15 protein-coding genes are annotated in these 19525 nt (G+C 59.2%); 7 read left to right on the top strand and 8 right to left on the bottom strand.

Going from position 1 to position 19525, the window contains the following annotated elements; translation table 11 throughout:
- Positions 1-134: 134 nt before the first annotated feature.
- Genes P6U30_RS11615 through P6U30_RS11585 form a run of 7 tightly spaced genes read right to left on the bottom strand, consistent with a single transcriptional unit; the run spans position 135 to position 6894 of the window.
- The gene (locus tag P6U30_RS11615; RefSeq protein WP_280973089.1) at positions 135-923 is read right to left on the bottom strand and encodes an ABC transporter permease; all 789 of its coding nucleotides are present in this window, start codon (positions 921-923) and stop codon (positions 135-137) included.
- A 2-nt stretch (positions 924-925) separates the two neighbouring features.
- A complete protein-coding gene (gene nodI, locus P6U30_RS11610; protein ID WP_280980504.1) occupies positions 926-1840 on the bottom strand; it encodes a nodulation factor ABC transporter ATP-binding protein NodI in 915 nt (304 codons plus the stop codon).
- A 7-nt stretch (positions 1841-1847) separates the two neighbouring features.
- Positions 1848-3557, bottom strand: a complete 1710-nt coding sequence (nodU, locus tag P6U30_RS11605; protein ID WP_280985599.1) for a nodulation protein NodU — start codon at positions 3555-3557, stop codon at positions 1848-1850.
- A 13-nt stretch (positions 3558-3570) separates the two neighbouring features.
- Entirely contained in the window at positions 3571-4212 is a 642-nt protein-coding gene (nodS, locus tag P6U30_RS11600; protein WP_407169221.1) for a nodulation methyltransferase NodS, read from the bottom strand.
- A 19-nt stretch (positions 4213-4231) separates the two neighbouring features.
- Positions 4232-5590 (bottom strand): chitooligosaccharide synthase NodC, encoded by a 1359-nt coding sequence (gene nodC / locus P6U30_RS11595; RefSeq protein ID WP_407169220.1) that lies wholly within the window; start codon positions 5588-5590, stop codon positions 4232-4234.
- 15 nt (positions 5591-5605) lie between these two features.
- Entirely contained in the window at positions 5606-6265 is a 660-nt protein-coding gene (gene nodB, locus P6U30_RS11590; RefSeq protein ID WP_280973094.1) for a chitooligosaccharide deacetylase NodB, read from the bottom strand.
- Positions 6262-6894 carry a NodA family N-acyltransferase gene (locus P6U30_RS11585; protein WP_407169219.1) on the bottom strand — a complete coding sequence of 211 codons (633 nt, stop codon included), beginning with the start codon at positions 6892-6894 and terminating at the stop codon, positions 6262-6264. Before P6U30_RS11585 ends, nodB begins: the two co-directional genes overlap by 4 nt.
- A gap of 664 nt (positions 6895-7558) precedes the next feature.
- Between P6U30_RS11585 and nodD1 the strand changes: the two genes are divergently transcribed.
- The 7 genes from nodD1 to P6U30_RS11550 all read left to right on the top strand — a co-directional run bounded on the left by nodD1 (position 7559) and on the right by P6U30_RS11550 (position 16120).
- Entirely contained in the window at positions 7559-8503 is a 945-nt protein-coding gene (nodD1, locus tag P6U30_RS11580; RefSeq protein WP_280973096.1) for a transcriptional regulator NodD1, read from the top strand.
- Positions 8504-9261: 758 nt separating this feature from the next.
- Positions 9262-10293, top strand: a complete 1032-nt coding sequence (locus P6U30_RS11575; protein ID WP_280980509.1) for a LysR family transcriptional regulator — start codon at positions 9262-9264, stop codon at positions 10291-10293.
- Positions 10294-10795: 502 nt separating this feature from the next.
- Positions 10796-11005 (top strand): hypothetical protein, encoded by a 210-nt coding sequence (locus P6U30_RS11570; RefSeq protein WP_280973098.1) that lies wholly within the window; start codon positions 10796-10798, stop codon positions 11003-11005.
- 121 nt (positions 11006-11126) lie between these two features.
- A complete protein-coding gene (locus tag P6U30_RS11565) occupies positions 11127-11840 on the top strand; it encodes a MerR family transcriptional regulator (RefSeq protein WP_280973099.1) in 714 nt (237 codons plus the stop codon).
- 436 nt (positions 11841-12276) lie between these two features.
- Positions 12277-13284 (top strand): branched-chain amino acid ABC transporter substrate-binding protein, encoded by a 1008-nt coding sequence (locus tag P6U30_RS11560; RefSeq protein ID WP_407169218.1) that lies wholly within the window; start codon positions 12277-12279, stop codon positions 13282-13284.
- Positions 13285-13747: 463 nt separating this feature from the next.
- Entirely contained in the window at positions 13748-14899 is a 1152-nt protein-coding gene (hisC, locus tag P6U30_RS11555; RefSeq protein ID WP_280973101.1) for a histidinol-phosphate transaminase, read from the top strand.
- A gap of 192 nt (positions 14900-15091) precedes the next feature.
- Positions 15092-16120 (top strand): LLM class flavin-dependent oxidoreductase, encoded by a 1029-nt coding sequence (locus tag P6U30_RS11550; RefSeq protein ID WP_407151222.1) that lies wholly within the window; start codon positions 15092-15094, stop codon positions 16118-16120.
- A gap of 527 nt (positions 16121-16647) precedes the next feature.
- On the opposite strand, the gene P6U30_RS11545 is transcribed toward P6U30_RS11550, so the two are convergent.
- Positions 16648-18759 (bottom strand): prolyl oligopeptidase family serine peptidase, encoded by a 2112-nt coding sequence (locus tag P6U30_RS11545; RefSeq protein ID WP_407169217.1) that lies wholly within the window; start codon positions 18757-18759, stop codon positions 16648-16650.
- Positions 18760-19525: the final 766 nt, after the last annotated feature.

Genomic DNA, 19525 nt, shown 5'->3' with positions numbered 1-19525 from the left:
ACCTGGCACTGACTGGCATTGTCCGTCCGAAGACAGGTGTGCGCCCGACGTGTCATGCTGCGGCGTTCCGAGGTGCCGCGACCCCAACCGCAGGCCGCATCCTTTGTAACCTCTTCCTTCAGCCTCACGTGAGGTCAACGCATCAGGCGCCGACGGAACAGTGCTGTCGAAACCAGGAACGGCAATATCGCGTATACGCACAGCGCTGCGATGTGCAGGGCAATGCCACCATCGGCCCGCCCAAGCATCACCGGGCGGATGAGGTCGACCGAATGCGCCAGCGGCAATAAGCTCGCCAGGCGTTGTAATGCGCCCGGCAGTTCGCTGGCGGGAAAGACTGCCCCGCACAGGAATACCATGGGCGTGATGAAGAGCGTCTGGTAAAACACGAAGTAGTCATAGCTGGGCGCGAGAGATATCACGACCATGGCTAGGCTCGCGAATACGACGCCGGTCAAGGCAATTGCAGGCATTGCGTAGAAAACGGAGCGCCACGGCGCATAGCCCAGCATGACCGCGACAATTCCGATTGCCGTCCCCGCCAGGACGGACTTGCTCGCCGCCCACGCCAATTCGCCCAGAACAATGTCGCCGAGCGTAAGCTGCGTGGACAGGATCGCTTCCCAGGTGCGCTTTGCGTCCATGCGGGCGAACGCTGCATACATTGTTTCGAAGGTCGCCGACGTCATCGCGCTGGTCGCGACCATTCCGGCCGCTAGAAATGCGATGTATGAGGTACCCTCGACACGACCAACGATGATGCCGAGGCCGAAGCCCAGACCAAACAGATTGGTGAGGGGATCGGCGAGATTGCCGAGAACGGATGCGATCGCAACTTTCCTCCATGCCAGAAAGTTGCGTCGCCATACCGCGATCCAGTTATATGCGTTGGCGGGCAAGGTCGCCGCATAACCTTGAACCATCCTCATTTCTCCATCTCGCGCCCAGTCAATCGCAAGAAGACGTCCTCGAGATTTGGCGGGCGCTGCAGAAGGCGAAGCCCCGCCCGACCTTGCAGTCTGCTGCGAACCTGGCCTGGATCTGCCGCATAGCAAAACAGCGTCTCGCCGCTCGCTTCGACGTGCCGTACATACGGTTCAATCAGCGCACGCAGGTCGTGTGGGTCGCCGCCGTAGATTTCGATCACGTCGCACCCGATCTGCTCATCAATCAACGAGCGGGGTTTGCCCTCGACGAGCTTGACTCCATTTTCTAGCACGCACAGCCGATCGCATAACCGCTCGGCTTCCTCCATGAAGTGGGTGGTGAGGAGAATCGTCATACCGCGCGCCACCAGCACTCGAAGACGTTCCCAAATCAGATGGCGCGCGTGCGGATCGAGACCGGTGGTTGGTTCATCCATGACCAGCAGGTGCGGATCGTTGATCAGCGCACGCGCCAGCGTCAGCCGCCGTTTCATCCCGCCCGACAATTGGGCGACGCGCGCGTCGGCCTTGCTCTGGAGGCGGGCGAAATCGAGCAGTTCCGGCACGGCCGCCTCGACCTGACGTGAACTCATGCCGAAGTAGCGACCGAAGACCAGCAGATTTTCTCGTACCGTAAACTCGAGTTCAAGGTTGTCGAACTGCGGCACCACGCCGATACGCAGGCGTGCCACCCGAGCGCGGGCCGGCACAGGTTCGTTGAGGACTGTAATCTTTCCCGCATCGGGCGCCATCATCCCCATGACCATCCGCGCAATCGTGCTCTTGCCGGCGCCGTTCGGCCCGAGCAGACCGAAGCATTCCCCTCGTGCCACGCTGAACGACAGATCGTTGACAACGATCCTGTCGTCGAATGACTTTCTAACGCCGGCAAGGTCGATTGCTACGCTCGACATGTTTACCTTAGGCTGAAAGAAGCGGTTCAGGCGACAACGGATTCCTGACAACCGCTTTGGTCCAGAGCAGGCCGTCGCACCATATGTGTTCAACGCGACCCCATTGGCAGGCCGCGGCAGCGTCTGGGAAAAAGCCGCGTCCGTGGTGATTGGCGCTGGTGTTGCAAAGCAAAGGAAGGCCTGTGAGGCGCTCGTACTCGACAAGGAGCTCGGCGACTTTGTGTTGCGATGTCCTGGGAACGGTCTGCAATCGCGCAGATCCGTCCAGATGGACTATAGCGGGGACCTTATGGCGCCATTCCGCTCGCGTCTGATGATCGAAGAGCATGTACGGATCTGGCGTTCCAGGATCGAAGATCTCCGGTGCCCGGTCCTCAAGGCAAATCGGGGCGACCGGTCGGAAGTGTTCGCGACGCTTGATGTCGTTGAGGTGATCCTTCATCTCGGGAGACGTTGCGGCTGCAAGGATGCTTCTGCCACCCAAAGCCCGCGGTCCGAGCTCGGCGCGTCCGGTAAGGAAGATCACGGGCTTGTTGCTGGCGAGAATGGCTGCAAGCTCCTGCATGCTGCAGGGCGTGGCCTCCCATTCCGGGGCGACCTCTCCGGCCTGCAGGGCCGGACCACTGTAGACTGACCATTCGAGCGGAACGTAGCCATTCTGCGCCGCCATTGCAGCGCAAGCAGCCCCAATTGCCGAGCCGCTATCATTCGGAAACGGCGGCACCCAGACATCATCGAACAGACCGGTCGCGCGTAGCGCACTGTTCCATTTGATATTGAGGCCGCATCCACCGGCGACGCAGAGATTTCGTGCGCCCGGAAGTGATGAGTGCCGCAGCAAGACAAGCGCAATTTCCCGCACGAGCAGGCGTTCGAGGAACTCATGGAATGATGCAAGTACATCTTCCGGCCGCTTCTCGCCCAATCGCAGCGCACATGCGTCGAAGAAGTCGTGCAGAGCCGCAAGCGAGGACTCCGCGTTGTTGATATCGGCACGATAACGACGAGCTTCGTCCGTATCGGATGCAAAGCGTTTTTCGTAGAGCTCCTGAAACACCGCCACGATGGTTTCATCAACGGCTCCGAGAGCGATGTAAGCCATCAGTTTGCCGGCGACGCCTAAATCCCAATTGCTGCGGTTCGCCTGCTTGTAAGGTCCGAAATGATGGCCTGCGACAGCATAGGCGTGACCGATCATGGGAAGCAGGCAGTCAATGAGGCGCGCGCCGCGGCGTTCAACATAGTAAAGGCGCGGAAAGATGCAGCCGTCCCAGACCAGGCAGAACGCGGGTCGCCCGGCTTTGGCAAATGGGCTCGTACAGTATGCGGAGGCGACATGGCCCGTGACATGCGGATAGCTCTTATATGGAAAGACCTTATTGGCCAGGATCAGGCCAAAGCCGTCCACCGAATCGAGCAGTCCCTCGCCATGGCGCTCGACATAGGGCCCCCCTTTGAGCGTGATGGGTACCGCCCCGCTGAGAACCTGGAATTTGGACTCGACTTCCCCGTCCCAGCCGTCGATGACAAACTGATCAATATCCCGCGGATCGAGACCATGCTCGGTGAGGGCAGTCACGACTGCATCGAGGTTGTCGATGAGCTGGTAGCGAGGATTGTTGCTCCGCTTCTCCTGCTCGGTGCAGAAGACAAGCCGCCCGTCGTCGACAACAGCAATCGCCCCGTCATGGGTTAGTTTGATACCACAGATACGCATACGTCCCCCTTGCCTAGTCGCGGCGATTCGATTGGTCTGAAGATTGGATCGGACTGCGGAACTGGACCAGCAGGCAGCCTTCGTCGATCAGATCCCCCTGGCAGTGCAGACGTTCGACCTCGATCAAGGTCTCCTTGAAAATGTCAATGACGGTCTCGGCACCGGCCGCGTGCCCCCAGCGCCGGCACGTGGCATCACGCGCGGACCCAAACACCAGACGTCCATCGGGCGCCAGCATCTTCACCAGCTTCGCGATGGCCTCGCGCATCTGGGGTATGTCTTCGAGGTAATACAGAACCTCCGCCACCACGATCAGATCGAACTGCTCCGGGGGTGAAAACAGTTGGATGCTGGCGGTGACCCACGTGATGTGCGACCATCTGCTCATTCGTTGACGCGCACGCGCGATCGCACGGGGCATGACGTCGACCACTGTGAGCCGCTGGCAATTGGGCGCCAGCTTTTCCGTGAACGCTCCGGCTGCACAGCCGACCTCGAGTGCGTTTGCAATTGCACCTCTGGAAAGCGACATCCGGAGCATTTGCGCGTGACGCTCGTGTTCGAACGGATTACCGTCGAGCCGCCACGGATCATCGGCCGCGAGCTCACGCTCCAGCAAGTGGTACATTGCGCCCTGCGTCACGAGAAACCCCATCCAGTTGTCGGTCTTTTGGTCACTCGCCGCTGCAAACGTTGTCGCTCGTCACCAAGCCTGACGGCCTGCGCGAAAGATCGACCCGCCGAACGGCGTCGTCAGTGCCCGCGCCCGCTGCGGCTTTTCGTCGAGTGTTGGCCTGATGAACGGCGAGGCGTTCTTCACCGCCAGCCGGTAGACTGGTGACCTTACGCGACAGCCAATCGCTGTTGCTCAAGGTACACAGGGCGTACGCTTTCACGGGAAGCAAGAGAAGGATATTGATCGGCGTATGCAGCGAAAAGCCGAGAAATCGAATATCGCGAGCGCGAAACGCTGCCACGCTGCATCGAATCATGGTCATCGATGCGATCGTCAGCACGGTCCACCATGGCATTGTACCCGTGACAGCGATCTGCGCGAGCGCGGTCAGGAACGACACAGCAAGAAGCAGGGGGCCGAGATTCTGTCCGATCACGTCCAGCGTCAGGTAGCTATCGAGACCGGGCAGCAGGCGCATCGCCAGCCACGTGTCGCGGAAGGTGCTCCGCGCCCACCGCAGTTGCTGGCGCAGATACGGCGCAAGCCTGTCCGGAACCACTGTTGCGGCGATAGCGTCAGGAACATATTCGGTTCGAAACCCTGCCTTCAGCATGAGAATCGTAAGATGGCGATCCTCACCGAAATCACTCGGCTTTCCGCGAAAGAACTGCGCTTCGTACTGATCGAGCAGCAGAACGAGCGCCGACCTGCGATACATCGCACATGGGCCGCAGCAGCACATAACCGCGCCAAAGCGGGCCTGTGCGGCCCGCTCTTCGTTGCAGGCCAGCCAGTACTCCATGTCAATCAGCCTGGTCAGCCAGGTGTCATTCCGATTGCTGGCAGTCAACTGCCCCATGGACGCACCGATCTCAGGATCGCTCATCTTCGATGCGAGTTTCGTGATCACGTCGGCGTCGATGACAGTGTCCGAGTCGACGTTGAGCACCAGATCACCGGATGAGCGGCGTATGGCGGCGATCTGCGCTTTGCGCTTTCCGGCGTTCTGGCGCAGCAGAATGAAGCTGAACCTCGGATCATCGGCGTAGATCCTCTGGACGGCCCCAACCGCATCCCGGTTTGCCGAACCGTCATCGACCACAAAGACCTGGAGCTTGCCGGCATAATCCTGATTTGCAATGGACTGCAGGCACGCCGACAGGATTTGCGGGTCTTCGTTGAAGCAGGGCACGATGACATCTACACTCGGCAGACCGGCAGCCGTTTGCCGCAGTCCGGGCGGTGGAGATGGCGTCTCTGTCGGCGTGGCATAGAGCGCCTGTACGCTCTTATAGACCGTCGAGAGCAGCGCATAAGACGAGACAGCGACGGTACTGGTTGCGGCGAGCAAATCCATAGGAAGCCAGTCTGTTCAGTGGAGTTGAGGAAGCGGACGGATTGCAAACCCGCGCGTGCGCAGCGCGGGGATCAGAGTCGATAGCGCAATGAGGGTCTGGTCGCGATCACCAGCTTGATGGTCCAGCTCCAACTCACCAGGCGGACATCCGTCGTGCAGCAGCACAACTGCACCCGGCCGGACAGCTGCCAGTACCGTGTTCACGATGCTATCAACGCCCGGTCGAGACCAGTCCAGTGGATCTACCGACCAATGGAGGGCCGCAAGCCCGCTCTGAGCTGACAGAGCGAGAACCTCGTCGGTCCATCGGCCATAGGGCGCGCGCACGTGCCGGACCGAAGCCTGCGGGCACGCCGCATTGATGAGCCTGCTTGTCGCGACGATTTCATGTTCCACGTCGGCGGGCTCGCATCGGGATAGGTCGGGATGCGTCATTGTGTGGTTTGCTACTTCATGCCCTTCGGCAATCATTCGTCGGACGAGCCCAGGCTGATCGGCTGCATGAACGCCGATCACAAAGAACGTCGCCGGACACTGGTGCTCCGCCAGCGCGTCGAGGATCGCCGGTGTGCAGAGCGGATTTGGGCCGTCGTCAAACGTCAAATAGACGCTCCGACTCCCGTCAATGTCCGGGTACTCGCTTCGCACCACGGACAAGCAATCGTGCCGCTTCACAGCTCGGGCCCGTTCCGATCAATGAAGGTGCCTGTCGGCCAATCGCTGATCGCGCGTGAAATCGGGAACACGACGAGGATGACCTCTTCGATCCGAGTGGGCGGCACATTGAGATACACGTCTGGACGGGTCGACCGTACGCGAACTCCAGGGGTCAGGGTCGCGAGCTTTTGTCGGCCGACCAGTCTTGTGAGATGCTTCTCGAGCGCCGGACGAACCGTACCAAAGCCGAATGGGACATCGAGTTGCTGGAGGACCGGATACATCACGCGCAGTGAATGGCTGATGCCGAGTCCTTCGAGATCCGGTCGTACAGCATAGAGTCCCAGTTCGGCGACGAGCAGATCGACTTCGTCGACTTTGATGCAGCGCCGCAACAAGCCGAGATGTGCCGCCACGCCGCGGTTATCGTAGCCGATTATGCGCAGCTCAGGCCGCGCACCGGCCCAACTTCGACCACCTTCGAAGGGCTGCGCGTTGAACGCGCCCGTCGGGCCGTAGCTCTTTCGAAAGAATTCGGACAGCTCGATATGGTCGGCGAGCTGGAGCTCGTTTTCCCAGCGCACGATCCACTGCACTTGAGAGCGCATGGGAACACCTTCCGTCGAGCCTGAAACAGCAATATTCATGGCGTGCTCTCCTTCGACAGCGGCTCGAAAGCGGCCTCGGTGACGTGAGCAGTCCGCCAACCACGTCCGCCCGACCGGCAATCACACGCCGAAAGCACGGAAGCGTTTCGACGGCCTCGCGGTCTGTCGAACGAGCTATCGGCACGGGCGATGGTTGCAATCTCCTGCACCGCAGGCCGCCGATCTATGAGTGTCATTTGCATTTTCGATACACTTTGAACGCGATGGACGCGCGAACCATTTCGCAGGTGGTACGGAGAGTTGCGCGCGCGATCCGCGTCTGCCGTGTCGTCGCGAACCTAAGTCAATGACGATCGTTGCCTCAAGTGTACGCGGGTAAATCGCCGGTATGGAAAGGCATGAAAAAACCATACCAAGGTTTATCGAAAGTAGGTGCCTGTCGATCTTTCCAAGCGCCCGCCGAACCAAATTGACGGAATTCAGTTCGCATAGTCCAGCAAGACAGACCGGCCCAGCGTGGCCCGGCTGACGCTGCGCGCATTCCCTGGAACTGTTTTCGGAAACCACGGCGCGAAGAGCGACAGCCATCTTGCTATGCCTGATTCACTTTCTCCAACTGATGTTTGCTATCCAACATTCGGCATGATTGGGTAAAATCGATTGTTTTGATAGAACACATCCATACGATGGATAGAGTCACAAGATGCGGTTCAAGGGCCTTGATCTAAATCTTCTCGTTGCGCTCGATGCTCTGATGACCGAGCGCAATCTCACTGCAGCGGCACGCAAGATCAATCTCAGTCAACCGGCCATGAGCGCCGCGATCGCACGGCTGCGGACATACTTCCGCGACGAACTATTTACGATGAGGGGTCGCGAACTTGTCCCAACATCGCGCGCAGAAGGGCTCGCTGCTCCAATTCGGGAGACCTTGCTGCACATCCAGCTGTCCATCATTTCGCGGGACGCGTTCGACCCGGCTCAATCGAGCCGGCGCTTCCGGATTATCCTCTCCGATTTCATGACGATCGTATTCTTCCGAAAGATCATAGACCGCGTCGCTCGGGAGGCTCCCGCTGTCCGCTTCGAGTTGCTTCCCTTCTCAGATGAACCCGGCGAGCTTCTCAGACGTGGCGAAGTCGATTTCCTTGTCGTGCCCGAATTGTTCATGTCGAGCGCGCACCCCAAGGCCAGTCTGTTTGAGGAAACACTGGTATGCGTCGGCTGCCGTACAAATAAGCAGCTCGCACGCAAGTTCACGGCCGAGAGATACATGTCGATGGGACATGTCGCGGCCAAGTTCGGCAGAGCCCTGAGGCCCAATATCGAGGAGTGGTATTTGCTTGAGCACGGCCTCAAGAGACGAATCGAGGTCGTCGTGCAGGGCTTCAGCCTCATCCCCCCGGTCGTATTGGACACCACTCGGATCGGAACAATGCCTTTAAGATTGGCTCGGCACTTTGAAAAACTGGTGCCCCTACGGATCGTCGAACCACCGCTGGCCCTTCCCGCCTTCACCGAAGCCATCCAATGGCCTGCCACCCACAATACCGATCCGGCCAGCATCTGGATGCGGCGGATATTGCTGCAGGAAGCGTCAAGCATGACCTTGCCACCCGAGACGCCACCACGTCGCAGACGCTGCTAGGTTGATCGCGAACCTTCGCAAGCCGTTGCGGGCGGGGATACTGATTTGCGCCTGAGAGCATTCGAAGGCCCTTCGGTCGCTGACCTGCGACGTTTCAGCAGGACCGCGTTCACGGCATCTTGGCAGGGCCGGCTTCGATCGGACGATAGCCGCGGCGCGGACCCAACGTGCCCGCCGAGCTTTCCGGTGCCGACGTCCCACTCATCCAGATCTCAAGCCGGTTTTGGCGGGCGCCTCCCGCCTGCCAATGCTGCCAGACCTTGCCAAGCAAGCACCACGATCGGCTCTTGCACGATGGTGATGCTCTGGATTCGACCGTGCGCCTTCGCCGAAGGCGGCAGAGACCTAGGAACGCTCCACTTTACGGACCATAACAACAGCAGTGGAACGAAAACGCTTGAACCTTACACTGCGTCAGGTTGTAGGCTGGCAATCGTGAGCAACGCTCCGTCACACGGATGTCGATAGCGCACTTGCGACATTGTCGGCGTGAACACCAGCGTTCTACCTAGAATGGTCTTCACGCTGAGGGATGTTGTTGCCGGAGTGCGGCAACGATCAGGTCCGAAACCGCCGAGTTACACGCTCCTCGCCCGCTCCACCTCGGGTCGATCAGCCTGTTGGCCCAAACACGCGAGCTGTTTCTCACGATCGCGCCGCCAGATCGAGACCTCCTGGACGGTTAGCGCGATCGTTCCAGACCTAACCGTTGCGGCTCAAGGAGTGCAACGCAAACGCTTTCAGCGGGGTGAAAAGATATGCGTTTCAAGGGCCTTGACCTGAATCTTCTCGTCGCCCTCGATTCCCTGATGACCGAGCGCAACCTGACCGCGGCAGCGCGCCGAATCAATCTCAGTCAGCCGGCCATGAGTGCTGCCGTCGCCCGGCTGCGCGCCTATTTCCGCGATGACTTGTTTGCGATGAGCGGCCGAACACTTGTCCCAACACCGCGAGCGGAAGCGCTTGCTGGTCCCGTTCGCGAGGCCTTGCTGCACATCCAGCTTTCTGTGATTTCGCGGGAGGCGTTCAATCCAGCCCAATCGGAGCGCCGGTTCAGGATCAGCCTTTCCGATTTCGTCACGCTGGTGTTTTTTCGTCGGATCGTGGAACGTGTTGCGCAGGAAGCGCCCACGGTCAGCTTCGAACTGCTGCCGGTCGCCGACGACCACGATCAGCTGCTCCGGCGTGGGGAAGTCGACTTTCTGATTTTTCCGGATTCATTCATGTCAAACGGGCATCCTAAAGCAGCGCTATTCGAGGAACGGCTCGTCTGCGTCGGCTGTCACACGAACAAGCGGCTATCGCGTCGGCTTACACTCGAAAGATATATGTCTATCGGGCAGGTCGCCGTTGGATGCGATCTGACGCGAAAGCCCTCGATCGAAGAATATTTTTTGCTTAGACATGGGCTCAAGCGCCGCGTCGACCTCGTCGTGCAAAGCTTCAGCATGATCCCACCGATGCTGATAGGTACTGACCGAATCGGAATGATGCCTCTACGGTTGGTTAAGCACTTCGAGAAAACGACGCCACTGCGCATTGTGACACTTCCGTTCTCGCTTCCCGCATTCACTGAAGCCGTCCAGTGGCCTGCTCTTCACAATAGTGATCCAGCAAGCATATGGATGCGAGACATACTGTTACAGGAAGCGTCATGCATGTCCCCTCCTCGTGACGTCGCGCGAGCATCTAAACGCTCGAAGTCCAGTCGGCACCTCGCTTCAGCCATTCTTCCCACCAATCAGCGCCCGTCCGGATACTTCGTGAGGGCGGACTCCCATTCATCGTGAGCGCAATTCCATAAAGCGCGCCACACCCGTGAATCGGATGCCGGATTTGGCCACCTCAACCGCCTGACATTTGGACTCTGCCGATTGCTATTGTCGTCTCGCGCGCGACAGCTTTCAGACTGACCACTTGCACCACCCTATTGTGCAGCCCGTCGCAAATTGCTATCGAGCCGCCCGCCCGAGCAACGGCGCTCAGCCGGCAATAGAGTCTGCTCAGGAAACAGAGCCCAACATCCGACGGCAGCAATATAGTGCTATTCTCGCTTTGCTCGGCCACTCCAATGTCGTCAGCTGATAGATTGTGCGAAGAACGGCTCGCTCAATCGCTCGCGAGACATCAAGACAAAGCGATGCACGATTGTGTTGCTCGACGGCATCACTTGAGGGCATACCGCATCATCGCCGCTGCACGCCGCCAGCCCGTCTCCTTTTGGCCCTACCGCAGCCAAACGTCTTGGCCATGGGCGCGCGCCTCGCACAATGACAAATAGGGAGCCCGACGTTGCAGCAGCACAATGGTATCTTCGATCCCGAGGATCTATCAGTCCTGGGAACGATGTTTGACAAAGCCGTCACTGCGCTGCCCGCCTCGATGCGCACTCCTGAAAACCGAACGGCAATCGCAAAGCTCATTCTGGAGCGAGCAGCGACGAGCGAAGCTGGCTTGGCGTCCCTGATCAGCTTGATGGACGCTATTTCCCCTGCCGCTTGATCGAGCGGCACCCTAAGATCGTCCCCTTGCTTGCGCCGGAATGGAAGAAGATTCAGCTAGGTCATTGAAATAGCTTGAATCTCACGTGACGTCAGGTTGTAGGCTTTGAAATCGAAAGAACATGACCAAAGCTACACAACGAAGGCGTCGATGGCGCATTGGCGAACTTGCAGATGCTACCGGAGTAACGGTACGCACGCTGCATCACTATGAGCATACCGGACTCCTTGCCGCCTCGGGGCGCACGGATGGCGGTCATCGCATGTATGATCGCGAAAGCATGCAACGTGTCCATCAGATTCGAGCGCTGCGCGAGCTTGGCTTCTCCCTTCAGGAGATCCGCAGAGCAATGGAGGGACGCACCTCGCTTACTGACTTGTTGCGCAAGCATCTGGAGCGTATCGAGCTGCAAGTTGCTCGTGCGACTCTGTTGCGAGACCGCTTACGCAATATGACAACCGATGGCGAAGTTCGCGTCAGTGTAGATGAGCTGCCCGCCACGCTGGATGCGATGGCGCGGGTGGAGAAACGCACCGAGCCACGACCATGCACGTGCACCCTGGCTGCGGATCGCGAGGAGCGGTGGCGACGAATCCGCGATGAACTGCGTGACTGTGTGGATCGCGACGAGCATCCATGCAGCGAGCGGACAAGATCGGTGGCTCTTGAGGCACGCCAGTTGATCGGCGAAATCGCAGGAGCCGATTCGACCGTCCCAAAAATCCTGAAAGTGCTCGCGCGATTGAGTGCGCCTCAGAGCCTTGCTGGTTGGGATCCCAATCTCATGCAGTATCTCGATCTCGCACTCGCCGCCCTGGAGGATCAGCCGTACTGAGCGGCGCCGCCTGATCATACGAGACTGCCGACCTGCCTCCTGATGCTGATGTCACTGACCTCCGGTTTCCGACCTTCGCGGGGGGGGGGGGGTGAGCGAGCTATCGCATATCTCTTTCTACTGTAGCTTCATCAGCCGACGAATTTTTGACTTATTGATCGCGCGCTCCCGATAAGGGGCTTGAAACGCACCTAGCGTCAAATTGTACGGTCTAACCCGGGTCCCACGGTCTTCGACGAACGATCGGGGATAACCCTGGCCCATCGCACCGACCAGCCCATGATCGGAGCGACCAGGCTGACAGCACAAGGCAAACATCGGGAGCTCCACAATGTCGAGTTGGCATACCCGTTGCGCTGCAAGCGCAGCCATCCTGTGTTGTGCCCTGGCTTCCGCAGCGTCTGCCGCCGATGTCTCCATTGCGGTAGCTGGTCCAATGAGTGGAAGCAGCGCTGCATTCGGTAAGCAGATGCGCGATGGTGCCACTGCGGCCGTCGATGCGCTAAACGCATCGGGCCTGCTTGCCGACACCAGGATCGTATTGAGTGTCGTCGATGATGCGTGCGACCCCAAACAGGCCGTCGCGGTTGCAAACAAGCTGACCATCGATCGGGTCCGGCTGGTCGTCGGCCACTTCTGCTCGTCCTCGTCGATTCCAGCCTCCGATGTTTACGCCGAGGCGGGAATTATTCAGATTTCGCCTGGATCCACCCATCCGCGGCTGACAGAGCGCGGACTTAAGACCGTCTTTCGCATTTGCGGCCGCGACGACCACCAAGGCATCGTGGCAGCCGAATACATCCTGCGGCACTATCCGAACAAGGCGATCGCTGTCCTTGACGACAAGAGTACAGCTGGCAAGGGCATTGCCGATATTGTCGAGGCAAGGCTTCGCGACGGCAGCGCAAGTGTCGTGCGGCAAAGCTATGTGGCCGGCGAAAAGGACTACATGGCACTCGTCTCGAGACTGAAAAAGGACGGGATCCAGATTGCCTATATCGGCGGCTATCACACTGAAATCGGGCTGATTGTGCGACAGGCGGCACAAGCTGGTACCGGCCTGACGGTGGTGGGGAACGATCCACTGATGACCTCTGAATTCTGGGCCATCACGGGCAGTGCTGGGAACGGTACCTTGTTCACCTTCATGCCAGATCCCGCCAAGAACGCGAGCGCAGCCGACGTCGTGGCAAGGCTCAAAGCTTCGAATTCATCCGTCGAAGGCTACACGCTTTACGCCTACGCAGCCGTCCAAGCATGGGCCGAAGCGGTGAAACGGTCCGGATCCTTCAACGCGACACGGGTGGCCGCTGCGCTTCGTTCGCAGCCGATCGATACGGTGATCGGCCCGGTCCGATTCGATCCCAATGGAGACAACGCGTCTCCAGGCTTCGTCGTCTATCGCTGGCACGATAACGCCATCGAAGCCGCCGAGCAGAACTGATCGTCCCGATCCGAATAGCGCCTGGATATTGAGCAAGGCCATCGCATGACGAGACATCCTCTCGACCTAGGCGTTGCGATCCTCGCGATTGTCGTGGCGTTCGCGATCATCATCGCGTTCGTTGTGCTCGCTGTCGTGCTATCGGACTTGTCTGATGCCAATGTGCCGAACGACGAATTCGCACCCGGAACACTGACGCCAAAGCTGATTAGGCGCGGAAGCGCTTCCTCGCGGAACGAGTCATGATTTGCTTCGCGCCGACAAGTCGAGCTCGTCACAGTCTGTCTGGTATCGGTCATTTCGCGTCGAGGACTCCTGGTTCGACCTCCCCTCGCTGCGAGGCTTTGGTTTACCTGCAGCGTCGTCCGCGAATAACAATCATCAATCTCCTGCAACGTCTCATCAGCTCAATCGACCCGCATACGCTGCGCCGGCACTTGGCTATTCATAGGGAGAACACACCATGTCGGACGATAAACTGCGAAGCGTGCTTTCCGCCCTCAGCCCGGTGGCGCGCGGATTGGAAGTTCTGCCAACTGCCCGGGCGGCTCCAGACACAAGCTACGTGAAGCTGGATATGAACGAGAATCCCTTCCCCATGCCCGCCATTGTTATGCAAGGCGCGCTAGCGGCCCTTGAACGGCAGCATCTCTATCCGGAGCATGACAACCTCCGCTTGAGGGAGGCAGCCGCCAACGCCTACGGCGTCCCGACGAATCATGTGATCGCTGGCAACGGATCATCTGAACTTCTCGGCTTGATCTACAAGGCTTTCCTTGTCTCTGGCGACCGCATCGCAATGGTCGCCCCAGGCTTCACGTTCAACCGCAAGCTCGCCATGTTGCAAGCTGCCCAATTGATAGAGGTCGAATGCGCAGCTCCTCAGCGTTTGCCGATCGAACAGCTTCTGTCCGGGCCTGCAACAGCTGCCAAGTTTCTTCTGTTGGCGAACCCGAATAATCCGACCGGACTCTTCATTCCGATCGCCGATATCGAACGCCTGCTGGCCCAATCCGATCGCCTGATCGTTCTGGACGAGGCTTATGTCGACTTCGCTCCTGACAACGGCCTGCGTCTCCTTAGCCGTTATCCAAATCTTCTCATCCTGCGGACGCTCTCGAAAAGCTATGCCGCCGCGGGCATTCGCGTTGGCTTTGGTATCGGTCATCCCGAGCTCATTGGCAGACTCCGTAACATCCAGAACGTCTTCAATATGAATGTGATCGCTCACGCGGTTGGCATCAGCATTCTTGCACATCGCAGCGCTTATGAAGCCAATCATCGGCATATCAAGCAAGAACGGGAGAGAGTTAGCGCCGAATTGTCGCAGCTTGGCTTCTGCGTGGCGCCGTCCCACGCAAACTTCGTGCTTGCCCGCGTGCCGGGACCACAAGACGGCAGATGGTGGCAGGCAGCCCTGGAGAAGCAGAAGATCCTTGTCGCCTTCTTTGCCGACAAGGGTCTGGAAAACAGCATTCGCATTAGTATCGGGACAACAAGCCAGATCGATGCGTTTCTCGCCGCGGTCCACGCGATTTCCGCACACTTGAAGACGGCCAGCAACCAGGCGCGAACGTTATGCAGCGGGTGCAGATGTCCAAACGGCAAACAGTGACGACAAGTAGAAACCAACGCCGGGTGACGGCGGCGGGCGGCCGAGATCATCTTCGCGCTTGCGCATCGTGCAACCGGCCAAAGAGGCAACGAATGCTGACAAGCCGTCGCATGCATGAACGTCGATAACACTGCTCCTTCGACGGCGCGGATCGGGCCGGCCTGCAGTAACCTACAATCGGAGACAATTCGAATGAACAACGGCATTCCTTCAAAGTTGACCTGCGGCATCTTCGACCATCTGGATGACGACGGCCGCGACGCAGCTCAGCAATACGCGGACCGTCTCACATTGGCGGAGAAGTGCGACTCTCTTGGTTTCTACGCGTATCACCTGGCAGAGCACCACTGCACCCCACACGGCAGAGGTCCGTCGCCGAATCTGTTCCTGTCAAGTGTCGCGCAGCGCACGCGGCGCCTTCGCCTTGGTCCTCTGGTCATGCTGCTCAATCTTTATCATCCATTACGCGCGTTTGAAGAAGTCTGTATGTTGGACCAATTGAGCGGCGGCCGGCTCGAGCTCGGCATCGGACGAGGCTCGGTGCCGATCGAGTTGGGCTATTTCGGTATTGGCGCCGACGTCGCGCCGAGCCGCTATGACGAAGCCAGCGAAATCCTTGCGAGCGCGATGAAACAGCATTCACTGTCCTATCAGGGGCAGCATTTTGAACTCAGGGGCATCCCTGTGACGCTGAGGCCTCATCAGCGTCCCAATCCGCCGACATGGATCGCCAGCAATCGAGCCGAGTCGGCGGCTTGGGCGGCCGCGAACGGCGCCAATCTCGCATGTGTAGGTCCCTCCTCAATCGTGCGAACAGTCACGGACGCCTTCCGAGCTCATCGAACGCACAGCGCTGAGGCGAGCGATCGGGAGCCATTCCTTGGGTTGCTCCGCATGGTTGTGATTGCGCGCGACCACCAGGACGCCTACTCCTTGGCGGCAACGGCTTACCAACGATGGCTGGAGAGCTTTAAATTTCTTTATGAGCTCAATGCCATTCCCACACCACCTAACCTGCCGCTGACCTTCGATGCGGCACTTGAGAGTGAGTTGTGCGTCGTCGGAACGCCATCTTCCGTGCGACAGGACCTTCTTAACCAGATGGAGGAGGCAGGTGCCAACTACCTGCTTTGTCAGCTTGCTTTTGGGAATCTGCCGCTGGATGTCTCGCTGTACACCGCAAGCACGATCCAATCCGAAATCATCGCTCGGGCATGCTGACCGCCATGCGGCCCTTGGGATCACATCGTATGGCAGGGCAGCCTCAGTTCCAGCCCCGTTCGGATAGATTTTCCGGCCACGCTGGTTTTTCACCGCGTTCGAGCATGAGCGTGACCATGGACCATCCGCGTCTTTGACAAAAATCCTGAACATGAACCTGTAATCGACGAACGTCCGTGGAGGACGCTTGCGCGCCCCCCACGAGCGCCTCCAGGTCGGTCCCAGCGTTCGGCGAAATGATGAGGTCCAGGCTGTCGCTCCGCCACGTTGGAAGGCTACGCTGTGAGAGAAGGCGCCTGGAGATCCGACCAGATTTCCAATCGTCACTTCGACAAATGGTAGCGCGACAATCTCTGCAGACAGATTGTCATCCTTTTTTGATGCGGCAAACAATATCGCCTCGAAGGCACTCTGCCTGTCTTTGGCCATTAGCGCAGGCCGCGGCTGACATCGTTGTACATGGCACAGAGATTTGGCTCGTCCTAAGCCGAGCTTGCCGAAATATTGCTCAATAATCGCACTGGCATTTACGAGGTCGTGGACACTTGCCTCGTTGGATTTTCATCATCCAGCCAGCCGATCTTGCTCTTCAGGAAGCTGAAACCGAGCGCTTGAAAGCCGGCCCGCTCCTTGTTGTTCTTGCCATAGCTGTGGCCGCCCGCGGCGAGTTCGTAGAGATAGGCCTCATAGCCCATCGCTTGCAGCTTCGCCACCATCTTGCGGGCATGGCCGGGATGAACGCGATCGTCGCGCCGCGTGGTGGCGATCAGGATCGGCGGATAGGGCCGGCCAGGCTTTGCGGCATGATAGGCCGAATAGGTTTTCAACCAATTCCAGTCTTCTGCCTTGTCGGGATCGCCATATTCAGCGATCCAGCTCGTTCCCGCGAGCAGCTTGGTGTAGCGACGCATGTCGATCAGCGGGACCGTGCAGAACAGCGCGCCGAAGCGCTCAGGATATCGCGTGAGCATGTTGGCGATGAGGAGGCCGCCGTTCGATCCGCCCTCGGCGACGATGCGTTTCGGCCGTGTCACGCCGCGGCGGACGAGATCGGCGGCGACCGCTGCGAAATCATCGTGCGACAATCTCTTGCCGGCGAAGCGGCCGGCGTCGTGCCAGCGCGTGCCGAACTCACCGCCACCGCGCAAATTCGCCAGCACCGTGGTGCCGCCGCGCTCCAGCCACAGCTTGCCGAGCGCCGAATTGTAATATGGTTTCATCGAAAGCCCAAAGCCGCCATAGCCGCTCATATGGACCGGCGCTTTGCCCGTCTGGTCCGCAGGACCAGTTTCTACGTAAGGAATGCGCTTGCCATCGACCGAGACGGCCTCATGTCGCGTGACCACAAGACCATCCGCGGCAAACGCTTTGGGCTCCCGCTTGAGCACGGCTGGACTGGCGACACCTTGCTCGATCAACATCAGTGACGGAGGCGTAAGCGGATCCTGGATGTTGGCGAGCAAGTCGCCATTGCTCTCGGACGGATAGCGATCGAGAGGCCAGACGTCCGCGACACCGATATCGGGCAGTCCACGCAACTGCTGGCGGGTCCAACCGTCTGCGTGCGGCGTAGCTATTTCGAAGAGAGGCCGCAGTTCGTCCAGAATGGAGAGCACAAGCCTGCCTGCGCTCCAAAAAAATCCCTGCAGCGCGCGGCGCGGGCCCGGTTCGAAGAGAATGTCGAACTGACGGTTGCCTCCGAGGAAAGCCGCCAATGAGGTGACGAGGACCGTATCCGCGGCATAGTTCTGCCTGGCCGGAGACCAGGTTTCGCGGGGCTTCATGGCAAGCCAGTCGCGATGAGGCTGTATCCGGATGCTGCTCGGCAGATCCAGCTTCGTCGTGGGGCCCGATCTATCGCCGAGCCAGACGACAGAATTGAAGAAGTCCGCGTCGTCCACGTACCACATCCTTGGCGATGCAGCGGTGTGGTCGACTGCGCAACGGACGCCCACATGATCGGTTGTGGTCTCAAACGTGACTGTCGCTTGGTTCGCTCGCGTGCCGCGCCGCCACAGTCTCACCGTGCGTGCATAACCGGCGGTCGTCGCCATGCCGTCTCCATAAGAGCTTGACAGCACCAGCGTGTCCGGGTCGAGCCAATCGACGCTGCTCTTGGCTTCCGGCAGGAGGAAGCCGCCGCGAACAAAGCTTTTCGCCTCGGTATCGAACTCTCGCAGAGTGACGGCATCGCCGCCGCCGCGCGACAGGCTCAAAATCGTCCGCGAATGAGACCCAGGCAGCCAGGCTGTCGCCCTCAATAGCCAGTCTTCACCCTCGGCGGCGGCGAGCTGATCGATGTCGAGGAGGAATTCCCACCTCGGCTCCGGCTTGCGAAATTCCTTTAAAGTGGTTCGCCGCCAGAGCCCGCGTGGATTGTCAGCATCCTTCCAGAGATTGTAGAGATAGCCACCGCGCCGGCTGACATAGGGAATATTGTCTGGCCGGTCGTAGATCGCCGTGAGCGTGTCGCGATCGCGGCCGGTTGCCGCTCCGCCAAACGCTTGCAGCGTTCTACTCTTCTGCCGCTCGACAAAGTCAAGCGCTCTTCTGCCTTCGATCTGTTCCAGCCACAGATAGGGATCATCGTCTGGATCAGCGAGCGTGGGCTTTTCAACTCGCGACTTTGCCTTGACCACGCTTCACTCCAACCTCGGCAGCCTTCGAACAGTCCGCCCCACAGGTAGTCGTATTCCCGAGAGTGGACCAACTACGAGTTCTGGTAGGGCTCGTCTCCCGATCGGTCCGTTTAACAACTCTCCGATGTTCCATGCCGAAGTCAATTTGCTCCGTCGGCAGGCTGACGTTCAAGCGCTCTCCTCGAGGAGATGGTCACCGTCACGACCAATCGTCATCGTCCCGGCTCGGCCGCACTTTGTATATGTCGGGACTGACGACACCTGCTCGTTGCAGAAGCCGAAAGTCCAGTACAGTAGCGGGCTTTCGTATCGCTTATCCCGGTCGCCGAGGGCATCGAAACCCGGTCCGAGGCCGCCTGCCTGACGCTATGGGGGTACATTCCCGCAACGCTATTCCCTCGCCCAAGCCGATACAGATTCGGATCTGCTTATCGCTTCGGCGAGTCCGCCCTGGTCATTGGCAAGCTCCTAGGTCCTCGATTTTGAGACGATCGGTCCGTATGTCGAAGCGCGCAGAAGCCGGACCAAGTCCGCCCATATCGCACCTATGACGGATATATGCTGAGTGCTCGTGGTTCAGGGACGCAGTCGCCAATCATGACCATCGACCCATATCCCGCACTTGCCTCAAGGCACACGCATGAGGCTATCCGCGCATCGACCACGGCCGATCGGTGGCCTGGATGCGTTCCATAAACACAATGGATTTTACCGGTTCCAGTCGAACGCCCATACTCAACTGCCAATTCTTAAAAAGCATCCCCGG

The organism is Bradyrhizobium sp. ORS 111, from assembly GCF_045571485.1.
GTDB lineage: Bacteria > Pseudomonadota > Alphaproteobacteria > Rhizobiales > Xanthobacteraceae > Bradyrhizobium.
Note: the sequence above shows the minus strand (reverse complement) of the source record. Positions and strands in the feature narration are given on the sequence as shown.